Here is a 24,303-nt window from a genome sequence, read left to right on the forward strand (position 1 = left end):
CGCAACCCCTTATCTGCTTTGCCATGGCATCACCAGAGATTGAGTCCCTCACGCAAGCGCTTTCGAAGCTTCCCGGTCTTGGCCCCCGCTCGGCCAGGCGCGCAGTGCTGTATCTGCTCAAGAAGCGGGAGGCAGCCATGGGGCCTCTCCTTCGCGCGCTTGAGGCAGTGAATGAGGCGCTCGAAACCTGCTCGGTGTGTGGCAATGTCGACACCGTCAATCCCTGCTCCATCTGTTCCGATCCGCGCCGGGACGAACGCGCGCTCTGCGTCGTGGAGGACGTGGCCGACCTTTGGGCACTCGACCGCTCGCGCCTGTTCCCCGGCAAGTTCCATGTGCTGGGCGGGCGCTTATCGGCGCTGGAGGGGATTCGGCCGGAGGATCTCAGCATCGAAGCGCTGATTACGCGCATTGCGGCGGGCGGCGTTGACGAGGTGGTGCTCGCGATGAACGCCACGCTGGAGGGGCAAACGACCGCCCATTATATCGCCGAGCGCATCGAGCAATTTCCAGTGCGCCTCACGCAGCTCGCCCATGGTTTGCCCGTCGGCGGAGAACTTGATTATCTGGATGAGGGCACCCTGGCCCAGGCGCTGCGGGCGCGGAGGCCTGTGGGGTAGATGTTTTCAGGCTGTTTCTAAAGGTCATTGACGGAACGTAACCCAAGCAAGATCGCTGTAGCTGTCACCGAAGACCTGTGCTTTCTGTGTAGGCTCTTGCGTCGGGTAGTTGCGAATGCAACAAAATCGGTATTGAAATTTTCGAGATGCGACACATGCAGCATATTAGCAGACTTCTCGCTTTAGCGCTGGCTCTCTCGCTCGCCACCCCAGCGATCGCAGCGGAAAAGATTCCCCAGATCCGCCTCGACACGATGAAACGCGTCACCCAAACCCTCTCCTCCGACGCGTTCGAGGGCCGCGCGCCCGGCACTGCGGGCGAGGAAAAGACGCTGACATACCTCGTGGAGCAGTTCGGCAAGGCAGGGCTGAAGCCCGGTAACAAGGGCAGTTGGTTCCAGAATGTGCCGCTGGCGGAAATCACCGCGAAGAACATATCTCCGCTGACTTTTTCAGGCGGAAAGCAGCCGCTCTCTTTCGCTTATGGTTCCGATTTCGTGGCGGGCACTTACCGGATCGCACCGCGCATCGACATCAAGGACAGCCCGGTCGTCTTCGTCGGCTATGGCATCAACGCCCCGGAAAAAAACTGGAATGATTATGCGGGCGTCGATGTGAAGGGCAAAACCGTCATCATCCTCGTCAACGATCCCGACTATCAGACGAATGGCCTGGATGGACCGTTTAACGGCCGCGCCATGACCTATTATGGGCGCTGGACCTACAAGTTCGAGGAAGCTGCGCGTCAGGGCGCGGCCGCCGCGATCATCGTCCATGACACCGGACCTGCGGCTTATGGCTGGAACGTGGTCGAATCAAGCTGGACAGGCGCGCAGCAGGTGGCCGACGCAGCCAATGGCCATATGGATCAGACCAAGGCCAATGGCTGGATGCAGTTCGATGCCGCCCGCAAGCTGATGGCGAGCGGCGGGCAGGATCTGGAGGTCCTGATGGCTGCGGCCAAGCGGCCGGGCTTCAAGCCGGTCAATCTCAACGGCGTCATGGCGTCGCTGTCTTTCGACAACAGCATCCACAGGCACCAATCCAAGAATGTTGTCGGCCTATTGGCGGGCAAGTCGCGGCCCGATGAATATGTGCTCTACACCGCGCATTGGGACCATCTGGGCCGCTGCACGGCTGACGCGACGGGCGATGATATTTGCAACGGAGCCATCGACAACGCCACTGGTATTGCTGCGCTGGTCGCGCTGGCGCAGGCGCATGTGAAGGCGGGCGCACCCGATCGCAGCCTTGTTTTCCTGGCAGTGACGGCCGAAGAATCCGGGCTGCTTGGATCTGAATATTATGCGGATAATCCCGTGTTTCCGTTGGCAGAGACCGTTGGCGGGGTCAACATGGACGCGCTCAGCATGGCCGGCGCAGCTCGTAACCTCACAGTGATCGGCAAAGGCAAGTCCGAACTGGACGCCTATCTTGATAAGGCGCTGGCGGTGGAAGGCCGGGTTGCTGAAAATGAGCCGACACCGGAAAAGGGATATTATTATCGGTCCGATCACTTCAGCCTGGCCAAGAAGGGCGTGCCGATGCTTTATTTCGAGGGCGGCGAAGACCTTGTTCAAGGCGGGCGAACGGCGGGGGCTGCTGCCGTCGCTGATTATACCAAGAACCGCTATCATGGGCCGCAGGATGAATATGACCCCAATTGGAATTGGGACGGCGCATTGAGCGACGTTCGGCTCTATTATCTCGTCGGGCGGGCGCTGGCGATGACCAGCGACTGGCCAAATTGGAAGGAAGGCGACGAGTTCCGCGCCATTCGCGATAAAAGCCGGGCAGGGCAAGCGCAATGAAAGGACGGAACCTTCCCAAGGCTCTGTCCTACATATAACCATATAGGATAAATGATCGGCCCCAAAATGAAATGGAGGCTGAATCATGGACATCGAAAGACTTATCGACGCAGTGATCGCGCGGGAGGGCGGCTATTGCGACCATCCGGCGGACAAGGGCGGGCCGACGCGCTGGGGCATTACGCAGGCCGTTGCCCAAGCGCGTGGTTTTGAAGGGGACATGCGGGTCCTGCCGCGGGCGGACGCTGTCAGGATCTACCGGCAAATCTATTGGGACGAGCCCGGCTTTGCCGCTGTTGGCGGTCACTCCCCAAAGCTCGCGACCGAACTTTTCGACACCGGCGTCAACATGGGACCAGCCATCGCCATTGGCTTTTTGCAGCGGGCTTTGAACGCCCTTAATCGGCAGCAGCGCGACTATCCCGATTTGACAGTAGACCGGAAGATCGGTCCTGCCACCCTGAAGGCGCTCCGCGCTTTCCTCGCCGGGAGGGGAGACAAGGGTGAAATCATACTCCTGAAAGCCATGGAGGCACTGCAGGGGGAGCGATATCTGACCCTCGCCGAACAGCGGCCCGCCAATGAGGCTTTCCTATATGGCTGGATGGCCAACCGAATTGGCTGAATTCCGCCTCTTGGAACAGTGTGAACTTCGACATTGGAGAGACATAAATGTCCTTTCTTGAAGGCCTGATTGGCCCCCTCGCCAAGATCATCGACAAAATCATTCCCGATCCTGATGCCCGCGACAAGGCGAAGCTGGAACTGCTGAAACTCGAAGGCAGCCAGGAAATGGAGGCAATGAAGACACAGCTTTCGGCCATTGTCGCCGAAGCGCAATCCGCTGATCCCTGGACTAGCCGCGCCCGGCCGAGCTTTCTCTATGTGATGTACGCGCTTCTGCTCTGGTCCATTCCCATGGGCCTGATCGCGGCGTCCCGTCCGGAAATGGCTGAGGCTATAGCCAAAGGAATGACCGCCTATCTGTCGGGCATCCCGGAACCGCTCTACGCGCTCTTCGGCACGGGCTATCTCGGCTATACCGCTGCTCGAACCTGGGGAAAGATGAAGGGAGCGGAGAGGTAGGACCTGGAATGCGATGATTTTAGGTTAACCCATTCCCGTTCGTGTCGAGCAAAGTCGAAACAGGCTTGCGCAAGCCACCATTCCTCGACTTTGCTAGGGACGAACGGGTTTATCCAAGCAAAGCCCGCTCCTATTCTGCCGGACTTGGCAATGCCTCCACCTGCGGTTCCTTTGCCAGCGCGTCGACACCTTCCACCAACTCAATGTCACGCGATCCCGCTTCTATGTTCATGTCGCGGAACTTGCGCCCGGTAACCAGCACGCGCCCCTCGAAACTGGAAACGAAGCTGTTATAATGATTGACCGCATTGTTGAGCCCGCTGCCGACCTTTTTCAAATGGCCCGCCGCGACTGCCAGGCGCTCGTAAAGCTCCTTGCCCAGCATGCCGATTGCCTGTGCTTCATCCGCCAGCTTTTCCTGGCGCCAGACGCTCGCGACTGTTCGGCAGATCGCAACCAGATTCGTGGGTGTCGCCAACAGGACACGGCGCTCAAACGCCCATTCCCACAATGCCTCATCCTGTTCCAGCGCCGCAGACAGGAAATGCTCGCCCGGAATATACATCACGACATAATCCGCGGCTTTGCCAAAACGCGCCCAATAATCCTTTGCGCCAAGTTGCTGCGCATGGGTGCGGATCGAGGCGGCGTGGGTTTTGAGATGGGCGATGCGAAGCGCATCATCCACTTCCTGCGACGCGTCCAGATAAGCGTTCAACGAACATTTTGCGTCGATCACCAACTCGCGACCGCCCGGCAGGCTCACGATGACGTCGGGCCGAAGCCTTCCATCGTCGGTATCAACCGATACTTCCGACCGGAAGTCGGCATGGGGGCTAAGTCCCGCCTGCTCCAGCACGTTGCGCAGCGACTGTTCGCCCCATCGTCCGCGTGCCTTGGGACTGGACCGCAGGGCATTGACGAGTCGTGCGGCTTCGTCTTTCACTTGGGATTGGCCAACGCGCACCTGGTCCACGGCTTCGCGAAGCCCGGCATAGCTGTCCACTCGATCCTTTTCTACTCGCTGCAAACCCTCCTGATATTGTTTCAGGGTGGTTTCCACCGGTTGAAGCAGGGCTTTCAGTTGAGCCTCATTCTTCTCGCCGGCCTGATTGAAACGCTCATCCGCACGTTTCAAAAACTGGCCCTGCGCCTCAATCATCACCTTCTGCGCCAAGTCGCTGAATTCGACGGAAAGCTGTTCCTTCATGCGTTGCAATTGGGCGAATTGTTCGCCAAGCGCCCGTTCTCGCTCCTGGCTTTGCGACCGAAGCGCAGCCAGTTCCCGGCCTGCTTCGTCCCGTTCGGTAATCGCAGCGTCCAGGCGAAATTGGGTTTCCCCAGCCAGCTTGACCCGTTCCGAAGCGCTTGCAAGGTCCCGGATGGCGGCATTGAACCGCTCGGCCAGCGCGTCGCGCTCCCTGCGCGCGTCAGCGACTCCTCGGTTCCCAAGCATCCAGCCCGCAGCGAGCCCAGCAAAGGCCGCCAGAAGGGCAAAAATCCAGGGGAGAGCGTCTGTCATGAGCAGCCTTTTCGTGAGGAACGAAAAGGGAACCTAGCGGCTTGTCCTGAACATCTCAAGCCAGGCCAGCGAGATACGCGCCGAAGAACGGAAGAAGTAACGGAATATATGCCCTCCTCCGGTCAGGCAGCCTGGGCGTTGTCCTTGCGCGCCTTGGCAAGTTTCTTCAGCAGCATCTCGCGCTTCAACCGCGACAGATGGTCGATGAAGAGCACACCTTCCAAATGATCCATCTCATGCTGAAGGCAGGTGGCGAGCAAGCCGTTCAACTCTTCCTCATGGATCACCCCTTTGCGGTCCAACCAACTGGCGCGGATCGTCGCGGGACGTTCCACCTCGGCATATTGGTCGGGAACGGACAGGCAGCCTTCCTGATAGACGCTATGTTCCTCCGACCCCTCCATGATCTGGGGGTTGATGAAGACCATCGGGTTGCGCACGGCTTCCCCCGTTTCGGAATTCGGTTCCTGCAGGTCGATTACCAGGACGCGCTTGGGAACGCCGACCTGAATGGCGGCCAGTCCAATGCCTGGGGCGTCGTACATGGTTTCGAACATATCGTCGATCAGCCGCTGAAGATCGTCGTCGATTGCGTCCACAGGCGTGGAGATAGTGCGAAGCCGCGGGTCAGGGGTCTCTATGATCGGAAGAATGGCCATGCCCTGAAAATATGAGATCAGCGCGCGAATATCAAGCGCGGGAAACACGGGCGCTCCGGCAGGACAGGGTGAGTGGGCTCAAGCAACTGCCGCGTCCCGATCTTCGCAGGACCCGATCTTCGCAGGACAGGGAAGTTTGTGCTATGCTGTCAGCATCAAAGGAAAGGCCATGGCGGTAGATCGACGACTTGGGTCGGCATGGCGCGCGCTTCATTCCGTGCGCGTCCTCTTTCTGATGCTCCTGGGCCTGATGTTGTCGGCGGCGCAACCGCGATCGCCGGCCATCGTTCTCAACCTGGACGGAGCTATCGGCCCCGCCAGCGCCAGCTATTTTTCCCGAACGTTGAAGCGGGCTGCGGAGGATGGATCGCCGCTGGTGATCCTGCGGCTCGACACGCCGGGTGGGCTGGACACATCGATGCGTGCGATGATCCGGGACATTTTGGCGTCGCCCGTACCTGTAGCTACCTTCGTCAGCCCCAGCGGGGCGCGGGCGGCAAGTGCCGGAACCTTCCTGCTCTACGCCAGCCATATCGCGGCCATGGCGCCTGGCACCAATGTTGGCGCGGCAACCCCGGTTCAGATCGGGGGCATGCCCTTTGGCGGTGACGAAGAAGACAAGAAGAAGCAGGAAGGCGCCAAGTCCAACGATGCGATGACCGCCAAGGCGGTGAACGATGCCGTCGCTTATATTCGATCCCTAGCCGAAATGCGTGGGCGCAACGCCGATTGGGCGGAAAAGGCGGTGAGAGAAGCGGCAAGCCTTTCGGCCAGCGCCGCGCTGAAAGGTGGTGTTATCGACATGGAAGCCCGTTCCATCCCCGACCTGCTGAACAAGGCGCATGGGCGGCAAGTCAATGTTGCTGGCAACAGGGTCACATTGGCGACGCGCGGGGTGGCCGTCATTCAGGTTCAGCCCGATTGGCGGACGACATTATTGAACGCCATCACCAATCCCAATGTGGCGGTTATCCTTATGATGGTAGGGATTTATGGCCTCATCTTCGAATTCATCAATCCCGGCTCGATTTATCCAGGGACGATCGGCGCGATCTGCTTGCTCACCGGCCTATATGCCTTTGCGGCGTTGCCGGTGAATTATGCGGGACTGGGGCTGATGGCGCTTGGGATAGGCCTCATGGTGGCGGAGCATTTCACGCCGTCGCTCGGCATATTGGGAATTGGGGGCGTAGTTGCGTTCATTTTGGGCGCGACCATCCTGATTGACACCGACGTGCCTGAATTCCGCATTGCCTGGCCGCTCATAGCGGGACTGGCGGGGCTAAGCCTTGCCGTCATCCTTTTCATTGGTCGTCTTGCTTTTACCGCCCGGCACAGCCGAATTGTCAGCGGGCGGGAAGAAATGATCGGCGCCTGCGCTGTGGTGCAGGACTGGCGGGGCGGCCGGGGGCACGTCTTTGCGCATGGCGAACGGTGGAATGCGTCAGGCACAGGACCGCTGAAGCCAGGCTCACGGGTCCGCGTACGGGGATTTGATGGCCTTACATTGCATGTCGACCGGGACGAACCGGCCCAAGGAGAATGAAGCGATGTTGACCGGCCTTGTCTATTACATCCCCGCCCTCGTCTTGCTGCTGCTGTTCCTGTCGGCGGCGATCAAGGTCCTTCGGGAATATGAGCGGGGCGTGATTTTCACGCTGGGGCGTTTTACGGGCGTCAAGGGTCCCGGCCTCATCATCCTCATTCCATTCGTGCAGCAAATGGTCCGGACGGACCTGCGCACCGTGGTGCTGGACGTACCGACTCAGGATGTGATCAGCCATGACAATGTCTCGGTTCAGGTGAACGCCGTCATCTATTTCCGGATAATTGATTCGGAAAAAGCCATCATTCAGGTCGAAGATTATATGCAGGCGACCAGCCAGCTGGCGCAGACCACTTTGCGATCTGTTCTTGGCAAGCATGAATTGGACGAGATGCTGGCGGAACGCGACAAGCTCAACAACGACATCCAGGAAATTCTTGATCTTCAAACGGATAACTGGGGGATCAAGGTCGCTAATGTCGAAATCAAGCATGTAGACCTCAACGAGACCATGATCCGCGCCATTGCCCGCCAGGCGGAGGCGGAACGCGAGCGCCGGGCCAAGATTATCATTGCCGAGGGCGAGCAGCAGGCGGCGCAAAAATTGCTGGAGGCCGCCCAGACTTTGAGCCAGCAGCCCGAAGCGATGCAGCTTCGCTACCTGGGTTCCTTGAACGTGATAGCGGCAGAGAAGAGTTCGACCATTGTCTTTCCCTTCCCATTGGAATTAGGCAAGCTGTTCAAATTAGGCGGGCAGAGGGAGGGTAAATAGACGAAAGGCCAGCGATCAAAATTCCGCCGCAATGTCAGCCAGCTTGGTCAAACGCCGTGGCGCCGATAGCCGCCAGCTTTTGGCCAGCCATTCGCTGATATGCGTCCAATCCACAGGTGGGAGGTCCAACCTGATGCCGATCCAGCCGGAAGGGCCAAAATAGGCGGGGCGGTAATAAAGCTCAGGATCGCTATCGATCAGCATGGCCTGTTCTTCCTGCCCGCTGCATTTCACCAGCAACCCGGTAACACCGTCATGGTGACGGTCATAGCTGAAATAGGCGAAAAACTTGCCGCCCTCGACATGAAAGGCAGGGCTCCCATGCGACAGCTTTTCGGCGGCTTCTGGAAGCGCCAGCGCCAATTCGCGTATTTGCGAGAGCAGCCAGTCGGGACGGGTTTCCCGTGTGACATAGTCGGCCAGCACGCGTGAATAAAGCTGATGCTCCGCGATCAGCGTACGCGCTGCAAGCGTCTCTGCTGTGTCATTGGGCAGTATGGCCACCTCGATCTGGCCCAGCACCGGCCCGTCGTCGAGTTCCGCCGTTACGATATGAACCGAACAGCCCGCGACCCTATCTCCCGCCGCTATGGCGCGTTCATGGGTGTCGAGCCCCTTATATTTGGGTAGGAGCGAAGGATGGATGTTGAGCATCCGCCCTTCCCATTTGTTTACGAATTCCGGCGACAGGAGCCTCATATAGCCGGCAAGCGCAATATATTCCGCCCCCGCCTTGCGAACCTCCGCGTCGATAAGGGCATCGAACTCCGCGCGCTTCATGCCCTTGTGGGGCAGCGCGAAAGTCGCGATGTTCTCCGCCTCTGCAAAGGTCAGTCCCTTCGCCTGGGGATCGTTAGAGGCGACAAGTACGATCTCGAAGGTGCAGTCAGGATGCTTCGCCGCATAGACCAGCGCCGCCATGTTTGAGCCACGGCCCGAAATGAGAACCGCGACCCGCGCCTTAGCCATTGTGAGTCGCGCTCCAAGCCTCCCGAGCGCTCCAGCATTCAGCGCTCCCGCGGACGGTGCAGCCCTTCTCGTCCGACTGGATGCTGCCAATGCGCGATACGGTCTCACCGGCCACGCTCAACTGTTGCATGACGTCCGCGACATCATTTTCCTTCACGACCAGAACCATGCCGATCCCGCAATTAAAGGTCCGCGCCATCTCCTCGGGCTCTATATTGCCTTGCGCCTGCAGGAAAGCCATGAGGCGAGGCTGTTCCCAACCATCGGCCTCGACGACGGCGTGCAGCCCCTCTGGCAACACGCGGGGAATATTTTCAAGCAGACCGCCGCCCGTGATGTGGGCCAAGGCGGCAATTCGCCCCGTTCGGATCAACGGCAGCAGCGACTTTACGTAGATTCGCGTCGGCGCCATCAGGGCGTCGATCAGCAGCACGTTCTGGTCGAAAAGGGCAGGGCGGTTCAGCTTCCATCCCTTATCCGCCGCAAGCCGCCGTACCAGCGAAAAACCGTTGGAATGCACACCCGAAGATGCCAGTCCCAACAGGACATCTCCCTGGGCCACTTTGATGCCGGTCAGTGCCTGCTCCCGCTCCACGGCCCCTACGCAAAAGCCGGCAAGATCGTAATCACCCGGCGCATACATGCCTGGCATTTCAGCCGTTTCGCCGCCGATCAGGGCGCATCCCGCCTGTCTGCATCCTTCCGCGATGGAGGCAATCACTCGTTCGGCGACGGCGCTCTCCAGCTTGCCGCTGGCGTAATAATCAAGGAAGAAAAGCGGCTCGGCGCCCTGAACGATCAAGTCGTTGACGCACATGGCGACAAGGTCGATTCCCACCCCATCATGCCGGTCCTGATCGATGGCAAGCTTCAGCTTCGTGCCGACGCCATCATTGGCGGCCACTAGCAGTGGGTCCTTGTACCCAGCGGCCTTCAGGTCGAAAAAGCCTCCGAAGCCACCCAGTTCGGCATTTGCGCCCGGGCGGCTGGTGGACTTGGCCAGCGGGGCGATGGCCCGCACCAGCGCATTGCCAGCGGCTATCGACACGCCCGCCTGGGCATAGCTATAGGACTCGGGAACGTCATCTTTCTGGGTCATATGCCGCGCCTACCGATATCTTTCTTGGATTTCTACGCAATTGTCGCCAAAAGGGCGCCGTGCAAATGACCAGGACCCGCTTTCGCAACATCGCCATAGCCGGGGCGCTCGCCTGTATTGGGGCGGGCGCAGCGCTTTTTGCGCAGATTGAGGGCGAACGCGGCGTCCCCCCAATCAGCAGCGAAGGCGACTTTGAGGTCGATGGCGTCAAGGTCGATGTCTATGCTGATACTGCGGAAAAGGCCCGGCAGGCAGGCTGGCGCGCTGCGCAGCGCCTTGGCTGGCGCAAGCTTTGGCAAAAGATGAATCCGGGCAACGGGGTTCCGGCCCTCAATGATTCGATGCTGGAAAACATCGTTTCAGGGATCGTCGTTCAGCAGGAACAGATTGGCCCTAACCGCTATATCGCAACCTTGGGCGTTCTTTTTGACCGCGCGCGCGCAGGACAAATTTTGGGCGTCAGGGCCAGTGCGATGCGTTCGCCGCCCCTCCTTGTGCTCCCGATCATTACTGAAGCGGGCGCTCAAGAAACTTTTGAAAGCCGGACCGAATGGCAAAAGGCTTGGGCACGGTATCGCACGGGCGACAGCGCGATTGATTATGTTCGTACTACCGGCACCGGGCCTGATCCGCTGCTGCTCAATGCAGGACAGGCGGGCAGGCGCGGGCGATTGTGGTGGCGGGTGCTGCTTGACCAATATGGCGCCGCCGACGTGATCATGCCACTGGCGCGGTTGGAACGGCAATGGCCTGGCGGACCCGTTACTGGTCGTTTTGCGGCACGCTACGGGCCGGATAATCGCCTCATTGGCACCTTCGTCCTTCGCGTCGCAAACGGCAGTGGTATTCCTGAGATGATGGATCAAGCGGTCAGGCGGATGGACGATCTCTATACGCGCGCTCTGATGGACGGCACTTTGCGTCCCGATCCTTCGCTCATCATCGAGGAGCCAGTCGAACCTGAAGAGCTGGGCATCGAAGAAGGCGAGGAAACCACGCTCGACGATGCCCTTGCTGGCGATACGGCGGCACAAGGCGTCACGTCCTTCTCGATCCAGTTCGACACGCCCGATGTAAGCTCTGTCAGCATTGGCGAGGCGGCATTGCGTTCCATCCCCGGCGTCCGGGGCGCTGCGACGTCCAGTCTGGCACTGGGCGGAACATCCGTGATGAGCGTCAGCTATGCCGGAACCGCCGATAGCCTGCGTACCGCTCTTGCCGCGCGGGGGTGGACAGTGGCGGTGTCGGGCAACACGCTGCGCATTCAACGTCGCGGACCGGCGGGGACCCCGTCGAACGAGCAATGAGCCAGATCAGCCTGCCGCTGGATTGGACAGGACGCGATAAGGGCGAAACATTTCTGCTGAGCGAAAGTAATCGTCTGGCGGTCCGGCATTTGGATCATTGGGGCGTCTGGCCCGTCCGCACCAGTATATTGACCGGTCCTTCCAAATCCGGCCGCTCCACCCTCGGCCGCCTTTTTGAGCGGAAGACGGGCGGCAAGATGATCGATGACGCCCGCCATGCCGACGAAGAGGCGATCTTCCACGCCTGGAACGACGCGCAACTGCGCCATTATCCATTGTTGCTGATCGCCGACCTGCCGCCTGCCATGTGGAATGTGGCACTACCCGACCTGCGCTCCCGCCTTGCTGCGGCGCCGCATGTAGCAATTGAGGAACCGGACGATTCGCTGGCGCTGGCGCTGATAGAAAAGCGCCTGTCGGACTGCGGGGCGGCTTATTCGCCCGATCTGGCAAGTTTCCTTCATCGTCGCATTGAGCGCAGCTATGCCGCCATCGCCGCGACCATAGCCTGCCTCAACGACGCTTCATTGTCACAGTCGCGTAAAATTTCCGTCCCATTCGCAAAGGAAGTCCTGCACAAATCAGGGCTTCAGCATATATAGTTTTCGACCAGACCCTGAACCATTTTCCGTGAATGTGCAGGGTAGCAAGGAAAAGAATGTGGCAGAAGCCGACCCATCAACGTCGTTGAGCCTCCCTGGTGATCGCTATTTCAACCGTGAATTGAGTTGGCTGGCCTTTAACCGGCGCGTGCTGGAGGAAGCCTGTAATCCCGCTCATCCCCTGCTGGAACGCGTGCGTTTTCTGTCAATTTCGGGCACCAATCTCGACGAATTCTTCATGGTCCGGGTGGCGGGCCTGAAAGGGCAGCAGCTTCAGGATGTTGACCTTCCTTCCGCCGACGGACTGACCCCCAGCCAGCAGCTGCAAGCCATTGAGGCAGAGGCAGACAGCCTGATGACCGAACAGCAGAGTGTCTGGCACAGCTTGCACCGGGAACTGGCGCATCAGGGCATTGAGGTCGTGAGCGAAAGCTTCATGAGTGAAAAGGCCGATGCGTGGCTGGAAAACCAATTCATGACACAGATCTTTCCGATTCTGACGCCACAGGCGCTGGATCCAGCGCATCCATTTCCCTTCATTCCCAACCAGGGATTGAGCGTCGTTTTTGACCTCGTCCGCCTTTCCGACAAGCAGCCGGTCAGGGAACTGGTCATGATCCCTTCCACAGTTTCACGATGGGTCCGCATTCCGGGTGAACCGGCGCGCTACATAGCGATGGAGGCTATACTGCGGCGCTTCTCCGGGCTGCTGTTTCCCGGCTATGCGGTCAAGGACAGCGGCGTTTTCCGGATTATTCGCGACAGCGATATTGAAATCGAGGAAGAAGCGGAAGATTTGGTTCGTTATTACCGCAGCGCCATCAAGCGCCGTCGCCGCGGTCGCGTGATCCGCCTGGAAATCGAAACCGGCTTGCCGCCTGCCGTCGAAGAAATGCTTCAGGACATGTTGCAAGGGCATGAGGCGGTTATCGCTGAAGTGAATGGCTTTATCGGTATCGGCGAGCTTTCCGGTATTGTGGATGAGGATCGGCCTGACCTGAAATTCGAACCCTATGCCCCCCGCTTTCCCGAACGCATTCGGGAACATGGCGGTGACTGCTTTGCCGCCATCCGTGCCAAGGACATCGTCGTCCACCATCCCTATGAAAGCTTCGAAGTGGTTTTAGCGTTCCTGCGACAGGCGGCCGAGGATCCGGACGTCGTAGCAATCAAGCAGACCCTCTACCGTGCGGGCAAGCAGTCGGCGGTGATCCGCGCCCTTATCGACGCCGCGGAAGCGGGTAAATCGGTGACGGCTGTTGTGGAACTCAAGGCTCGATTTGACGAGGAGCAGAATCTCCTTTGGGCCAGCGCGCTCGAACGCGCCGGGGTTCAGGTCGTCTACGGCTTCATCGAATGGAAAACCCATGCGAAAATTTCCATGGTCGTCCGGCGGGAGGGTGAACAGTTTCGCACCTACTGCCATTTCGGGACCGGTAATTATCATCCGGTCACCGCGCGCATTTATACCGACCTCAGCTTCTTTACGGCCGATCCGCGGGCGGGTCGGGACGCGGCCGCGCTCTTCAACTATATCACTGGCTATGTCGAACCGCAGAAGCTTGATCTTTTGACCATGTCACCGCGTGACATGCGCGACAGCCTTTGCAATCTCATTGATGCAGAAGTCGCTCATGTTCAGGCGGGGCGGCCCGGCACGATCTGGGCCAAGATGAACTCGCTCGTCGATCCCGCTATCATCGAAAAGCTTTACGCCGCCAGTCAGGCTGGGGTGAAAATCGAACTTGTGGTGCGCGGGATTTGCTGCTTGCGCCCAGGGGTGCCGGGAATGTCGGAGAATATCCGCGTTAAATCAGTGGTAGGCCGCTTTCTCGAGCACAGCCGTATCTGGGCATTCGGCAATGGCAAGGAACTGCCCAACAGTGAAGCGAAGGTCTATATTAGTTCGGCTGACTGGATGCCGCGCAATTTCGACCGGCGGGTGGAATATATGCTGCCCATTGAGAATCCGACAGTTCATGATCAGGTCCTGGACCAAGTGATGGTGGCCAACCTTATCGATAATGAGCAGAGCTGGACATTAGACAGCGACGGTCGTTACCATCGGTTGGATGCGGGCGACAAACCCTTTAACCTGCACCATTATTTCATGACGAATCCGTCGCTTTCCGGTCGAGGCGCTGCTCTGCGCAAGGCCGACGCGGTGCCAAAGCTCAGTCTGCGGCGGCGGCGTTGATGCTCGAAGAAGCTGTTCTTGCACGTCCGCGTCCATTAGAACGACCGAAGAGGGAGGCATTTGCGCTAGTGACGGCTCGCATTGCGATCATCGATATTGGTTCCAATAGCGTTCGTCTGGTCGTTTACGATGGTCCGCGCCGCATCCCCTTCATCCTCTTCAACGAAAAGGTGATGGCTGGTCTTGGCGCCTCTCTTGCCAAGACGGGCGCGATTGAGGAAGCCGCAATGCGTCGCGGTTTGACAGCTTTGGGGCGCTTCCATCAGCTCTGCCGTGAAATGGAAGTCGATGAGGTCCGCTGCGTTGCGACGGCAGCCGTGCGGGAAGCAAGCAACGGGTCGGAATTTATCCGTCGCGCCGAAGCGTTGGGCCTTAAGGTTCGGCTTCTTTCGGGCGAGGAAGAGGCCCGCGGAGCCGCCTATGGGGTTTTGTCCGCTATTCCGGACGCAGATGGAATCGTTGGGGATCTGGGGGGTGGCAGCCTGGAACTGGTGCGGGTGTCAGGCGGTGAGGTCCGGGAATCGGTGTCGCTCCCGCTCGGCGTGCTTCGTCTCCCCGACATTCGCGTTAAGGGGCAGCATGTGCTCGACCGGCACGTGGCAAAGCTGCTCGAAAAGGCTGGGTGGGACAAAGTGACTCCTGATCTGCCTTTTTACCTTGTTGGCGGATCATGGCGTGCACTGGCGCGGCTGGACATGCACCAGACCGGCTTTCCGCTGCCCGTGATCCATCATTATGACATGGAAAAGCAAATGCCCGCGCATCTGGTCAGGGTTCTTGCCAGCACGGATAAGAACAAGCTGCGGGCCATTTCCTCGCTGTCATCCAGTCGTATTCCCACATTATCCGACGCCGCGCTGCTGCTGTCGGCGATGGTCCGTCATTTGGATAGCGCAAAGCTTATCGTATCGGCCTTCGGTCTGCGCGAGGGATTGTTGTTTCAGGACTTGCCTTCGAGCATCAAAGCGCTGGACCCGCTGTTGACAGCGGCGGCGGCCGAGGGTGAGACGCAGGGTCGTTTCCGGGGTCATGGCGACCTCATTGACCGTTGGATCGCTCCCATATTCAGGCGAGATCACGCCGAATGGAGCCGCATCAGACGGGCGGCCTGTCTACTGGCTGACGTTGGTTGGCGGGCTAACCCCGAATTCCGAGCGGAGCGAGGCCTGGAAATTGCGCTTCACGGCAATTGGGTTGGAATCGACGTGGCAGGCAGGGCCATGCTGGCGCAGGCGCTTTACTCCCATCTGGGTGGCGGTACGTCGATCGCGCCCGAGGTAGAAGGCCTTGCTCCCGCCGATGCCTTGCAACAGGCGATCCGCTGGGGCCTTGCGATCCGTCTGGCCCAGCGTCTAAGCGGGGGTGTTGCCGGACCGCTTGAGCTTGGCGCCCTTGAAGGCGATGGAGACGCGCTCAGGCTGGTGTTGGCGAATGCCCATGCGGCGCTCTTTGGAGAGGCCGTCGAGCGACGTTTGCGTCACCTTGCCACCGCGATGGGGCTGAGGAGTGAGTTTGTTCTGAAGTAGCTGGATTTTAGAATATGGGCTTTTAATCTGACCCACATGTCCCTTGACTATGCTCGGGACGAAGGGGGTGAGATGCGCAGGCGCTATGCTCCGGCCGTCGTCCGCCGCCTTCGATCACCCGCAGCTCACTTGCGTAATCATATAAGCCGCATCATAGGTCACCGTTAGCCGGTCAGCGCGAAAGTCCATCGTTACTGCCATGCCGGGCGCCACCCAGCGCAATACTCTCGCGCCCGACACCTCCAGCATTTTCGCGCCAACGCTTGCGTCCGCCTTTTGGCCAACAAACTGGTTAAGTTGCTCGCTGCGACAAGCGCCTTCATTTGACGCATTACTCGGATCGCCAGCTTGGGCGGTGGCGCAACTGGAAAGCATCAACAGCGTAAATGTGGCGACATACCTCATGCCTATCGGCTCCTTATGTCCTCGTCATGCGCAGTTTCCCGTCCTTCACGGCAAAGGCCATGCGCCCTTCCACCAGGTCAACGGCGTCGCGCCCGAATTGTTCAAAGCGCCAGCCCTCCAGTATCGGCAACTCATCGCGTACGCCCGCCGCCAACATCTCCAGGTCGTCCGACCGTGCCAGCAGCCGTGAGGCGACGTTGATCTCCTTGGCCCGGATCTTGAGCAATAGCTTCAGCAGGTCGGCTACCAGGGCGCTGTCTTTGGTAAGTCCCGGTCGCTTGGGATCCCGCTCCGGCATTTCCTCTCGTGGCAAGGGCTGGGCATCAACCAGAGAAGCCATAAGCCGAGCCCCAATGTCATTGGCTTTCCAGGCTGCCGAAAGTCCCCGGACCTTGCTTAAATCCTCCTGTGCCCGCGGGGGGTGCGATGCCAGGTCGGCCAGCGTTTCATCTTTCACGATCCGACCGCGCGGCAGATTCTTGTCCTGTGCCTCGCGCTCACGCCATCCGGCCAGTGCCTTCAGCCGTCCAAGTACATCGGGCTTTCGGCTCGCGATTCTCACCCGCTTCCACGCATCTTCCGGCATAGTCACATAATTTGACGGGTCGCAGATGCGTTCCATCTCCTGATTGAGCCAGCTTCCCCGTCCGGTCTTTCGCAATTCTTCCAGCATGAGTGGAAAGATGCTTGCCAGATGAGTCACATCGCCGATGGCGTAATCGATTTGCCGCTTGTCTAATGGCCGCCGCGCCCAGTCGGTAAAGCGCGCGCCCTTGTCCAGGCTGATGGACAGATAAGCGTCGACAAGATTGGAATAACCGATCTGCTCCCCTTGCCCCAATGCCATGGCCGCGATCTGCGTGTCGAACATGGGGTGAGGCGTCTTGCCCGTCAGATTATGGACAATTTCAATGTCCTGGCCGCCCGCATGAAAGACCTTCAACACCTCCTCATTTTCCGTGAGCAGATGGAGGAGGGGACCCATGTCCAGCCCCGGCGCCTTTGGATCGATGGCGGCGGCTTCCTTGTCGTCCGCGATCTGCACCAGACAAAGGTCCGGCCAGTAACTGTTTTCCCGCATGAATTCGGTATCGACGGCGACAAATTCGGATTTGGAGAGGCGGCCGCAAAGTTCGGCCAATATGTTGCTGTCGGTTATCAACGGATGGATTTGCATATAGGCTTCGATCTTATTATTGGCTGGCCCCTCCTAGCAGGGCGGCAAGGGTTGACAATGGCCCGCATCTCTCCTGTTACGCGTTTTCACGACTTTAGCCCTGAATATAGCGGGAAAGAAACAATTTATGCACGTCTACCGTACCCACAAATGTGCAGAGCTTCGCGCAAGTCATGTTGGAGAGACGGTTCGCGTCTCGGGTTGGGTACATAAAAAGCGCGATCATGGCGATCTCGTCTTCATCGATCTGCGCGATCATTATGGGATAGTGCAGATTGTGACTGAAGTGGATGGTCCCGCTTTCAACGTCATCGAATCGTTACGGAACGAAAGCGTTGTCACCGTCACCGGCAAAGTTGTGGCACGCGCGGGTGAGGCGGTGAACCCTGGCCTTCCAACCGGTGAAATCGAGATAAGGGTGGAAGAAGCCGTCGTGCAGTCGGTCGCGCAGGAGCTTCCGCTTCCTGTGGCCGGCGACCAGGAATATCCCGAAGATATCCGCCTGCGCTATCGCTTTCTGGACCTGCGCCGCGAACGCGTGCATGCCAACATCATGCTGCGCAGCGCCGTGATTGCCTCACTTCGGCGTCGCATGGTGGATCAGGGCTTTACCGAATTCCAAACGCCGATCCTCACCGCCAGTTCTCCCGAGGGCGCGCGCGACTATTTGGTGCCCAGCCGCGTACATCCGGGGAAATTCTATGCGCTGCCGCAAGCGCCGCAGATGTTCAAGCAATTGCTCATGGTCGCGGGTTTCGATCGCTATTTCCAGATCGCTCCATGCTTCCGCGACGAGGATGCTCGCGCCGACCGTTCGCCTGGCGAATTCTACCAACTCGATCTGGAAATGAGCTTTGTCACGCAAGACGACGTCTTCAATGCGCTGGAGCCGGTTCTCCATGGCGTGTTCGAGGAATTCGCTAAGGGCAAGGCTGTCACGCCCGCACCCTTTCCGCGAATTCCGTTCCGCGAATCCATGCTCAAATATGGCAGCGATAAGCCCGACCTCCGCAATCCCATCGAAATCATGGACGTTACCGATCACTTCGTGGGCAGTGGTTTTGGTATTTTCGCTGGCATCGTGGAATCCGGTGGGGTCATCCGCGCCATTCCCGCGCCGGGCGCCGGTGCGCTCAGCCGCAAGTTTTTCGATGACATGAATAATTGGGCGCGCAGCGAAGGCCATGCCGGCCTTGGATATATTAACATAAAGGACGGCATTCCCGGAGGTCCCATCGCCAAAAACCATGGTGAAGAGCGGACGGCAAAGCTGATCGAAGCGCTCGGCCTTGGCCCCAATGATGGCGTCTTCTTTGCCGCGGGCAAGGAGCTTCAGGCGGCCAAGCTGGCGGGTGCGGCGCGCACTCGCACCGGTGAGGAACTTGGCCTGGTCGAACAGGGCGTGTTTAAATTCTGCTGGATCGTCGACTTCCCGATGTTCGAATATGACGAGGAGAACAAGAAGGTCGATTTTTCCCACAACCCCTTCTCCATGCCGCAAGGCGAGATGGAAGCGCTGGAGACAATGGATCCGCTCGACATCCTCGCATGGCAATATGATATTGTTTGCAACGGGGTGGAATTGTCTTCGGGTGCGATCCGGAACCACAAGCCGGAGATCATGTACAAGGCCTTCGAGATCGCCGGCTATACCAAGGAAGAGGTCGAGCAGAACTTCTCCGGCATGCTCAACGCTTTCAAATATGGCGCGCCTCCCCACGGCGGCTCGGCTCCAGGGGTGGACCGCATGGTCATGCTGCTTGCGGACGAGCCCAATATTCGTGAAGTCGTTCTGTTCCCGATGAACCAGAAGGCGGAGGACCTGATGATGAACGCGCCGAGCCAGGTTTCGGCCAAGCAGTTACGCGAACTGAATATTCGGATCGTGGAACCGCAGAAAGGGTGAGCGTCAGGTTCCGTTTGCCCTAAGCTTGTCGAAGGGCCTTTCCCTTCTTTAGAAGGCAAGGGACTCCGACAGGCTCGTCCGAATGGATTCAGGAGGCCAGAAATGACCATCAATCTCAGCGATTATGAGGACGGCAAGAAATATGCAGGCGATTACGACGCCGACCTGAAGGACCTTCAGGAACGGCTCGCCCGCATTCAGGTGGCCCATATCGTCCACCGCCGCCGCAGTATCGTGCTGCTCGAAGGCTGGGACGCTTCGGGAAAAGGCGGCATCATTCGCCGCCTGGTGGCCGAGTGGGACCCTCGCTATTTTGAGGTTTGGCCGATCTCCGCTCCGACGCAGGAGGAGCGGGATCATCATTTTCTATGGCGCTTCTGGCAGAAACTGCCCGCCTGTCAGGACATCAGCGTTTTCGATCGCAGCTGGTACGGCCGCGTGCTGGTGGAGCGGGTGGAACGTCTTTGCTCGGAATCCGAATGGAAGCGCGGCTATGACGAGATCAACGAATTCGAGGCGCAGCAGATCGACAGCGGCACTCATATCGTCAAGCTGTTCGTGCACGTCACGCAGAAGGAACAGGACGAACGCCTCGCCGCCCGGCTCTCCACCCCATGGAAACGCTGGAAAACAGGAGTCGATGATTATCGCAACCGCGCCCGACGCGATGACTATCTCACGGCGATGCACGAAATGTTTCGCCAGACCAACAGCCGTTGGGCACCCTGGGAGGTTATTGACGGGAACAACAAGAAAGCGGCGCGGATCGCGGCGCTGACCTATGTCGCCGACCGACTGGAGGCGGCAGTGCCGATGGATATGCCAGAGGTCGATCCAGAGGTGCTCACGCTGGCGAAAGAAGCATTTGACTATCGTGAGGGATGATGCCGGCGTGATTGGGCTGCATTACATTGCTCAGCCGGGATAACTAATCTCCAGCACCTCATATTCCTTTTCCCCCGAAGGCAGAATGACCCTGCGCAGGTCTCCAGTTCCGGCGCCTCGCAGCGCGCGGGCAAGCGGGGCGTTCCACCCTATGCGACCGGCCGAGGCATCGGCCTCGTCATCACCCACCAATGTAACGGTGCGGTGATTGTCCTCCTCATCGGCGATTGTGACGGTAGCCCCGAAATAGACGCGGCTCTTATCCGGCTGCTGTGCCGGATCGATGATCTTCGCTTCTTTCATTTTCTTGGACAAGCGACGCAATTGCCCATCAATCTCCCGCATGCGTTTACGGCCGTAAAGATAATCGCCATTTTCGCTGCGGTCGCCGTTACCCGCCGCCCAGCTCACGATTTCGACGATCATCGGCCGTTCGACTGCGAACAGCCGCTCATATTCCGCGCGAAGTGCGGAAAAGCCTGCCGGAGTGATGTAGTTATGGCGGTTGATCATGATGAAGATCTATCCCGTTCGCCCTGAATTTGTCGAGGCAGGGGTCCTCTTGGCGCAGCCTGAACCCAGTACCAGCTTCACGCCGGCTCAGCGGTCCGTGGTTTGATCAGCCCGGCTGATTCTTTCCCAGGTAGCGGCTCAACGGCGCTTTAGTCGTCACCTTGGCCTGTTGCGGGTTCATCAGGTCATATACCACCGCATTCTCCAGCACCCGCTGCACATAATTTTTGGTTTCGTAGATCGGAATATTCTCGATCCAGCGAAGGATATCCGCTCCAGGCATACGGGGGTCGCCATTGGCGGCAATCCACTTGTTCACATTGCCGGGCCCCGCATTGTAAGCGGCCACGGCAAGCGGGTAGCTGCCGCCAAAATAACGCAGCATCGATTGGAAATAGGTGCTGCCCAGCTGGATATTGTAATTGGGGTCGTTGAGCGAGGCCGGGTCATAAGACAGGCCGATCTTGCCTGCCGTTTCCCGCGCCGTCCCCGGCATCAACTGCATAAGGCCGCGCGCGCCGGCATGGCTCATGGCCTGACGGTCGAACTGGCTCTCCTGCCGGGCGATGGCGTGGATCATGGTCCAGTTCGTCTGATGTCCCATGGGGACGGAAATACGTGGGAAGCTCGCCTCGCTATAGCTCAGCAGGCCAATGGACCCGGCCCGCCGGCCTGCCATGACGCTAAGGTCGGGCCGTCCGATGCTTTTGGAAAGCTCAGCCGCCAGTATGGCGTCGGCAGGACTGCTCGCGCCATTGGCTATGGCGCGGAGGAACTTGCTTTGGTCCTGCCAATAACCCTGCTGACCCAGCATGCGGACGGCTTTCACCACGCCCCGATTATAGAAAGCGGTTCGTTCGGCTTCGGACACCTGTATGGGCGGGGACGCTGCAGGGACGGGCAAATTTCGCCCCAGTCGTTCAAGCGCCAGTTGCCCATAAAACTGGTCCGCATAGGTCCCCGCCCGCTCAAGATAGCTGCTCGCTATGGTCGCCTTGCCAGCTTCCTGCGCGGCGCGCCCAGCCCAATAATAGCCCTTCGATACGGTCTGTGGCGAACGGGCGGCCTCTGCATAGCGGCGGAACATCTCGGCCGCGTCATGCGGGCGCTTCAGTTCATAATAGGCCGCGGTGCCCGCCAGCCATACCAGGCTGGTATAATCGTCCCGCTCACCGATCGGGCGGTCACGAATGTCGGTGCCGGGCGCGTAGGCGTCATCCACCTTGCTCGCTATGGCATAGGCGATCGGCCATTGCCGGTCGTTGGCGGCCCCACGTGCGTTCGTCAGAAGCGCCTCATACCATTTTTCCGCGTCAGCGGGAGGTACGGCCACGCTCGCGCGTTTCGCCAGCAACTCGCGCGCCGCCCAGCTGTTGCCGCTGTCGCGCAACCACATGGCCTTGTCTGCGAGATATCCCGCATCTGTCGCGCCAGCCGGGTCCGCCTGCTGCATTTTCAGCGCCGCGTCCGGCATCTTCCGCTTCAACGCAAGCCGCGCTTCGAAGACAGCACGCCGGGCAGGGGAAACATAAGCAAGCTGACGGTCGGCCCCACTGGTCGCATTCGTCCAGAGCAGCGCATCCATACGCAGGTCATGGTCGCCCTGACCAAAAGACCGCCCGAACAGGCTGAGCAGCCGGGCTTCATCATCAGGATTGAGCGCGCCGGCGCGCCACGCCTTGCGTGCGGCATCCACGGCCCGGGCCGCATCGCCCGATCGGCCGCTAGCCGACAAGGCAATGGCATATCGCGCCCAGCCGGTGTTGGTCAGCGGGGGATATTTGGCGAAAAAGGACACGACCTGCGAGGGGGAGTAACTCAGCGGGTTGATCGCTTGCTCAGCCACCTTCCGCATCCGCTCTTCCCCGGGATAGCCCGGATTGGCGCTCAGGAAGCTGGCATATTCAAGAAAGCTGAGCGTGTCGCTCTGGTTCAGACGCCGCCATTCGCTGACGGCGGAACTCACCTGCACATCGGTCGGAGCGGGTGTGGCGAGCGTGTCGCGTACGCGTTCCCAATCCTGTTGCGGTGTTTCGGAGGTGGCGGCCATGGTGAAGGAAGTGCTACCTGCCAGCACGGCCAAAAGTGCGATTCTTGATACCATACTGGACATGATGCCCATTCGATCCTTATCAGGCGCTGAACGCCGCGCTATAGGACGCCGCAAATACCGCTTCGTTCGGTCATTATGCCTTGCGCTGGCGAAGGTTTGAAGGAGTATTTTGATGTATTCTGGGTCGATTCCGGCGCTGGTGACACCTTTTCGCAACGGTGCGTTGGATGAGGCCGCTTTTCGGAGTCTCGTTGACTGGCAGATCGCGGAGAACAGCTCTGCGCTCGTCCCCTGCGGCACGACTGGTGAAAGCGCGACCATGTCGATTGAGGAGCATAATCGCGTTATTGAGATCTGCGTCGAACAGGCGGCAGGTCGCGTGCCGGTGATCGCAGGTTGCGGTTCCAACGACACCATGACGGCGCTCGAACATATGAAGGCCGCAGAGGCCGCCGGCGCCAATGCTGCCCTGGTCGTAGCTCCCTATTACAACAAGCCCAATCAGGAAGGCGTTTTCCAGCACTTTGCCTATCTTGCCGAACGCAGCGCGCTGCCGATCATGCTTTACAATGTCCCATCCCGCACGATCACCGATATCAGCGTGGATGTGATGCGCCGACTGCGCCAATATCCGACTATTGTCGGTATCAAGGACGCGACCGGCAATCTGGGGCGCGTCACCGCACAGCGCCTTGCCTGCGGCGAACAGTTCTGCCAGCTGTCCGGTAATGACGAAACGGCTCTTGGCTTCAACGCAATGGGCGGCAGCGGTTGCATTTCAGTGACGGCTAATGTCGCGCCCCGGCTCTGCGCCGAGTTCCAGGCGGCCTGCGTCTCAGGAGACTGGACCCGCGCGCTGGAGCTGCAGGACAAGCTTTATCCATTGCATGATGCGATGTTTAGCGATTGTTCACCCGGCCCCGTCAAATATGCGCTCAGCCGGATCCGACCTGATATGCCGGAGGAGGTTCGATTGCCGATCACGTCGCCGTCGCAGGCGAGCAGGGCGGCAGTGGATCGGGCGCTGGAGATTGCCGGGCTGGTGTAAGGGCCGTTTGTTATTGCTGTTTGCCCCGAACTTGTCGAAGGGCGATCCTTTATTTGAAGACGTGCAGGGCTTTGACAAGCTCCGCCGAAATGGAAATGTCTAGAATTAAATAAAATGGCCCGACCGCGTCACGCTACATTCGACAAGGTGAAGACCGTCGCTGAGAACCGGCGCGCGCGGTTCGACTATGCCATTGACGATGTCTATGAGGCCGGGATCGTTCTTTCCGGCACCGAGGTCAAGTCGCTCCGTTTCGGCGAAGGCTCCATTGCCGAAAGCTACGCGGAGGTAAAGGACGACGAGGTGTGGCTGGTCAACAGCAACATTCCTGAATTCAGCCATGGCAACCGCTATAATCATGAGCCCAAGAGACTTCGCAAACTGTTGCTCACGGAACGCGAGATTTCCAAACTGCACGGTGCCGTGGCCCGACAGGGCATGACGCTGGTTCCTCTGTCCATCTATTTCAACAGCCGGGGCCGGGCGAAGGTCGAACTGGCCCTCGCCAAGGGCAAGAAGCTGCACGACAAGCGGGAGACGGAAAAGGAACGCGACTGGAAGCGCGAGCAGGGCCGTCTGCTGCGTGAGAAAGGCTGAGCG

22 protein-coding genes are annotated in these 24,303 nt (G+C 59.3%); 14 read left to right on the top strand and 8 right to left on the bottom strand.

Features of this window, described 5'->3' with window-relative positions:
- The first annotated feature begins 23 nt into the window (after positions 1 to 23).
- From recR to HNQ99_RS01200, 4 genes are all read left to right on the top strand, one after another.
- Positions 24 to 620 (top strand): recombination mediator RecR, encoded by a 597-nt coding sequence (gene recR / locus HNQ99_RS01185; protein WP_184473806.1) that lies wholly within the window; start codon positions 24 to 26, stop codon positions 618 to 620.
- A gap of 155 nt (positions 621 to 775) precedes the next feature.
- Positions 776 to 2,431: a M28 family metallopeptidase gene (locus tag HNQ99_RS01190; RefSeq protein WP_184473807.1), complete on the top strand. Its 1,656-nt coding sequence runs from the start codon at positions 776 to 778 to the stop codon at positions 2,429 to 2,431.
- A gap of 85 nt (positions 2,432 to 2,516) precedes the next feature.
- A complete protein-coding gene (locus HNQ99_RS01195) occupies positions 2,517 to 3,056 on the top strand; it encodes a glycoside hydrolase family 108 protein (RefSeq protein ID WP_184473808.1) in 540 nt (179 codons plus the stop codon).
- 47 nt (positions 3,057 to 3,103) lie between these two features.
- Positions 3,104 to 3,517, top strand: coding sequence for a holin family protein (locus HNQ99_RS01200; protein WP_184473809.1), 414 nt, complete (start codon positions 3,104 to 3,106; stop codon positions 3,515 to 3,517).
- A 130-nt stretch (positions 3,518 to 3,647) separates the two neighbouring features.
- Here HNQ99_RS01200 and rmuC read toward each other — a convergent pair whose 3' ends face one another.
- Both rmuC and def read right to left on the bottom strand, forming a co-directional pair.
- Complete coding sequence (gene rmuC, locus HNQ99_RS01205; protein WP_184473810.1) at positions 3,648 to 5,039, bottom strand: DNA recombination protein RmuC; 1,392 nt, start codon at positions 5,037 to 5,039, stop codon at positions 3,648 to 3,650.
- Between the two features lie 122 nt (positions 5,040 to 5,161).
- Positions 5,162 to 5,698: a peptide deformylase gene (gene def, locus HNQ99_RS01210; RefSeq protein WP_184474019.1), complete on the bottom strand. Its 537-nt coding sequence runs from the start codon at positions 5,696 to 5,698 to the stop codon at positions 5,162 to 5,164.
- A 169-nt stretch (positions 5,699 to 5,867) separates the two neighbouring features.
- Here def and HNQ99_RS01215 point away from each other — a divergent pair, with 169 nt between their 5' ends.
- Together HNQ99_RS01215 and HNQ99_RS01220 are read left to right on the top strand one after the other, a co-directional pair.
- A complete protein-coding gene (locus HNQ99_RS01215; RefSeq protein WP_184473811.1) occupies positions 5,868 to 7,244 on the top strand; it encodes an NfeD family protein in 1,377 nt (458 codons plus the stop codon).
- A 4-nt stretch (positions 7,245 to 7,248) separates the two neighbouring features.
- Positions 7,249 to 8,016, top strand: a complete 768-nt coding sequence (locus tag HNQ99_RS01220; protein WP_184473812.1) for a slipin family protein — start codon at positions 7,249 to 7,251, stop codon at positions 8,014 to 8,016.
- A gap of 15 nt (positions 8,017 to 8,031) precedes the next feature.
- On the opposite strand, the gene purN is transcribed toward HNQ99_RS01220, so the two are convergent.
- Both purN and purM read right to left on the bottom strand, forming a co-directional pair.
- On the bottom strand, positions 8,032 to 8,985 hold the full coding sequence (gene purN, locus HNQ99_RS01225; RefSeq protein WP_184473813.1) for a phosphoribosylglycinamide formyltransferase: 954 nt from the start codon (positions 8,983 to 8,985) through the stop codon (positions 8,032 to 8,034).
- Positions 8,978 to 10,084 carry a phosphoribosylformylglycinamidine cyclo-ligase gene (purM, locus tag HNQ99_RS01230; protein WP_184473814.1) on the bottom strand — a complete coding sequence of 369 codons (1,107 nt, stop codon included), beginning with the start codon at positions 10,082 to 10,084 and terminating at the stop codon, positions 8,978 to 8,980. Before purM ends, purN begins: the two co-directional genes overlap by 8 nt.
- 65 nt (positions 10,085 to 10,149) lie before the next feature.
- Between purM and HNQ99_RS01235 the strand changes: the two genes are divergently transcribed.
- The 4 genes from HNQ99_RS01235 to HNQ99_RS01250 are packed head-to-tail and all read left to right on the top strand — an operon-like array spanning position 10,150 to position 15,716.
- Positions 10,150 to 11,391 (top strand): heavy-metal-associated domain-containing protein, encoded by a 1,242-nt coding sequence (locus tag HNQ99_RS01235; RefSeq protein WP_221232508.1) that lies wholly within the window; start codon positions 10,150 to 10,152, stop codon positions 11,389 to 11,391.
- Positions 11,388 to 11,993: an HdaA/DnaA family protein gene (locus tag HNQ99_RS01240; protein WP_184473815.1), complete on the top strand. Its 606-nt coding sequence runs from the start codon at positions 11,388 to 11,390 to the stop codon at positions 11,991 to 11,993. The genes HNQ99_RS01235 and HNQ99_RS01240 overlap by 4 nt, the downstream gene beginning before the upstream one ends.
- Positions 11,994 to 12,051: 58 nt before the next feature.
- Positions 12,052 to 14,190, top strand: a complete 2,139-nt coding sequence (locus HNQ99_RS01245) for an RNA degradosome polyphosphate kinase (protein WP_184473816.1) — start codon at positions 12,052 to 12,054, stop codon at positions 14,188 to 14,190.
- The gene (locus HNQ99_RS01250; protein WP_184473817.1) at positions 14,190 to 15,716 is read left to right on the top strand and encodes a Ppx/GppA phosphatase family protein; all 1,527 of its coding nucleotides are present in this window, start codon (positions 14,190 to 14,192) and stop codon (positions 15,714 to 15,716) included. The genes HNQ99_RS01245 and HNQ99_RS01250 overlap by 1 nt, the downstream gene beginning before the upstream one ends.
- 114 nt (positions 15,717 to 15,830) lie before the next feature.
- Here the strand turns inward: HNQ99_RS01250 and HNQ99_RS01255 are convergent, their stop codons facing one another.
- Together HNQ99_RS01255 and rnd are read right to left on the bottom strand one after the other, a co-directional pair.
- Positions 15,831 to 16,121 carry an I78 family peptidase inhibitor gene (locus HNQ99_RS01255; protein WP_184473818.1) on the bottom strand — a complete coding sequence of 97 codons (291 nt, stop codon included), beginning with the start codon at positions 16,119 to 16,121 and terminating at the stop codon, positions 15,831 to 15,833.
- A gap of 13 nt (positions 16,122 to 16,134) precedes the next feature.
- Positions 16,135 to 17,298: a ribonuclease D gene (rnd, locus tag HNQ99_RS01260; RefSeq protein ID WP_184473819.1), complete on the bottom strand. Its 1,164-nt coding sequence runs from the start codon at positions 17,296 to 17,298 to the stop codon at positions 16,135 to 16,137.
- Between the two features lie 127 nt (positions 17,299 to 17,425).
- Here rnd and aspS point away from each other — a divergent pair, with 127 nt between their 5' ends.
- The gene (aspS, locus tag HNQ99_RS01265; protein ID WP_184473820.1) at positions 17,426 to 19,204 is read left to right on the top strand and encodes an aspartate--tRNA ligase; all 1,779 of its coding nucleotides are present in this window, start codon (positions 17,426 to 17,428) and stop codon (positions 19,202 to 19,204) included.
- Positions 19,205 to 19,306: 102 nt separating this feature from the next.
- Positions 19,307 to 20,089, top strand: a complete 783-nt coding sequence (locus HNQ99_RS01270) for a polyphosphate kinase 2 family protein (protein ID WP_184473821.1) — start codon at positions 19,307 to 19,309, stop codon at positions 20,087 to 20,089.
- A gap of 30 nt (positions 20,090 to 20,119) precedes the next feature.
- On the opposite strand, the gene greB is transcribed toward HNQ99_RS01270, so the two are convergent.
- Positions 20,120 to 20,602 (bottom strand): transcription elongation factor GreB, encoded by a 483-nt coding sequence (greB, locus tag HNQ99_RS01275; protein WP_184473822.1) that lies wholly within the window; start codon positions 20,600 to 20,602, stop codon positions 20,120 to 20,122.
- 106 nt (positions 20,603 to 20,708) lie between these two features.
- Entirely contained in the window at positions 20,709 to 22,715 is a 2,007-nt protein-coding gene (locus tag HNQ99_RS01280) for a lytic transglycosylase domain-containing protein (protein WP_184473823.1), read from the bottom strand.
- A gap of 112 nt (positions 22,716 to 22,827) precedes the next feature.
- On the opposite strand from HNQ99_RS01280, the gene dapA reads away from it, so the two are divergent.
- Positions 22,828 to 23,703 carry a 4-hydroxy-tetrahydrodipicolinate synthase gene (dapA, locus tag HNQ99_RS01285; RefSeq protein WP_184473824.1) on the top strand — a complete coding sequence of 292 codons (876 nt, stop codon included), beginning with the start codon at positions 22,828 to 22,830 and terminating at the stop codon, positions 23,701 to 23,703.
- A 114-nt stretch (positions 23,704 to 23,817) separates the two neighbouring features.
- A complete protein-coding gene (gene smpB, locus HNQ99_RS01290; protein WP_184473825.1) occupies positions 23,818 to 24,300 on the top strand; it encodes an SsrA-binding protein SmpB in 483 nt (160 codons plus the stop codon).
- The last annotated feature ends 3 nt before the right edge of the window (positions 24,301 to 24,303 follow it).

Source organism: Rhizorhapis suberifaciens, assembly GCF_014200045.1.
Classification (GTDB): Bacteria; Pseudomonadota; Alphaproteobacteria; order Sphingomonadales; family Sphingomonadaceae; genus Rhizorhapis; species Rhizorhapis suberifaciens.

What these genes read in the sequence shown, in the direction of transcription:
- greB (WP_184473822.1), bottom strand. Translation starts at nt 20,602, where the DNA reads ATGATCAACCGCCATAACTACATCACTCCGGCAGGCTTTTCCGCACTT.
- HNQ99_RS01255 (WP_184473818.1), bottom strand. Translation starts at nt 16,121, where the DNA reads ATGAGGTATGTCGCCACATTTACGCTGTTGATGCTTTCCAGTTGCGCC.
- HNQ99_RS01240 (WP_184473815.1), top strand. Translation starts at nt 11,388, where the DNA reads ATGAGCCAGATCAGCCTGCCGCTGGATTGGACAGGACGCGATAAGGGC.
- purN (WP_184473813.1), bottom strand. Translation starts at nt 8,985, where the DNA reads ATGGCTAAGGCGCGGGTCGCGGTTCTCATTTCGGGCCGTGGCTCAAAC.
- aspS (WP_184473820.1), top strand. Translation starts at nt 17,426, where the DNA reads ATGCACGTCTACCGTACCCACAAATGTGCAGAGCTTCGCGCAAGTCAT.
- HNQ99_RS01235 (WP_221232508.1), top strand. Translation starts at nt 10,150, where the DNA reads ATGACCAGGACCCGCTTTCGCAACATCGCCATAGCCGGGGCGCTCGCC.
- rnd (WP_184473819.1), bottom strand. Translation starts at nt 17,298, where the DNA reads ATGCAAATCCATCCGTTGATAACCGACAGCAACATATTGGCCGAACTT.
- HNQ99_RS01190 (WP_184473807.1), top strand. Translation starts at nt 776, where the DNA reads ATGCAGCATATTAGCAGACTTCTCGCTTTAGCGCTGGCTCTCTCGCTC.
- def (WP_184474019.1), bottom strand. Translation starts at nt 5,698, where the DNA reads ATGGCCATTCTTCCGATCATAGAGACCCCTGACCCGCGGCTTCGCACT.
- purM (WP_184473814.1), bottom strand. Translation starts at nt 10,084, where the DNA reads ATGACCCAGAAAGATGACGTTCCCGAGTCCTATAGCTATGCCCAGGCG.
- smpB (WP_184473825.1), top strand. Translation starts at nt 23,818, where the DNA reads ATGGCCCGACCGCGTCACGCTACATTCGACAAGGTGAAGACCGTCGCT.
- HNQ99_RS01215 (WP_184473811.1), top strand. Translation starts at nt 5,868, where the DNA reads ATGGCGGTAGATCGACGACTTGGGTCGGCATGGCGCGCGCTTCATTCC.
- HNQ99_RS01195 (WP_184473808.1), top strand. Translation starts at nt 2,517, where the DNA reads ATGGACATCGAAAGACTTATCGACGCAGTGATCGCGCGGGAGGGCGGC.
- recR (WP_184473806.1), top strand. Translation starts at nt 24, where the DNA reads ATGGCATCACCAGAGATTGAGTCCCTCACGCAAGCGCTTTCGAAGCTT.
- HNQ99_RS01250 (WP_184473817.1), top strand. Translation starts at nt 14,190, where the DNA reads ATGCTCGAAGAAGCTGTTCTTGCACGTCCGCGTCCATTAGAACGACCG.
- rmuC (WP_184473810.1), bottom strand. Translation starts at nt 5,039, where the DNA reads ATGACAGACGCTCTCCCCTGGATTTTTGCCCTTCTGGCGGCCTTTGCT.
- HNQ99_RS01280 (WP_184473823.1), bottom strand. Translation starts at nt 22,715, where the DNA reads ATGTCCAGTATGGTATCAAGAATCGCACTTTTGGCCGTGCTGGCAGGT.
- HNQ99_RS01270 (WP_184473821.1), top strand. Translation starts at nt 19,307, where the DNA reads ATGACCATCAATCTCAGCGATTATGAGGACGGCAAGAAATATGCAGGC.
- dapA (WP_184473824.1), top strand. Translation starts at nt 22,828, where the DNA reads ATGTATTCTGGGTCGATTCCGGCGCTGGTGACACCTTTTCGCAACGGT.
- HNQ99_RS01200 (WP_184473809.1), top strand. Translation starts at nt 3,104, where the DNA reads ATGTCCTTTCTTGAAGGCCTGATTGGCCCCCTCGCCAAGATCATCGAC.
- HNQ99_RS01220 (WP_184473812.1), top strand. Translation starts at nt 7,249, where the DNA reads ATGTTGACCGGCCTTGTCTATTACATCCCCGCCCTCGTCTTGCTGCTG.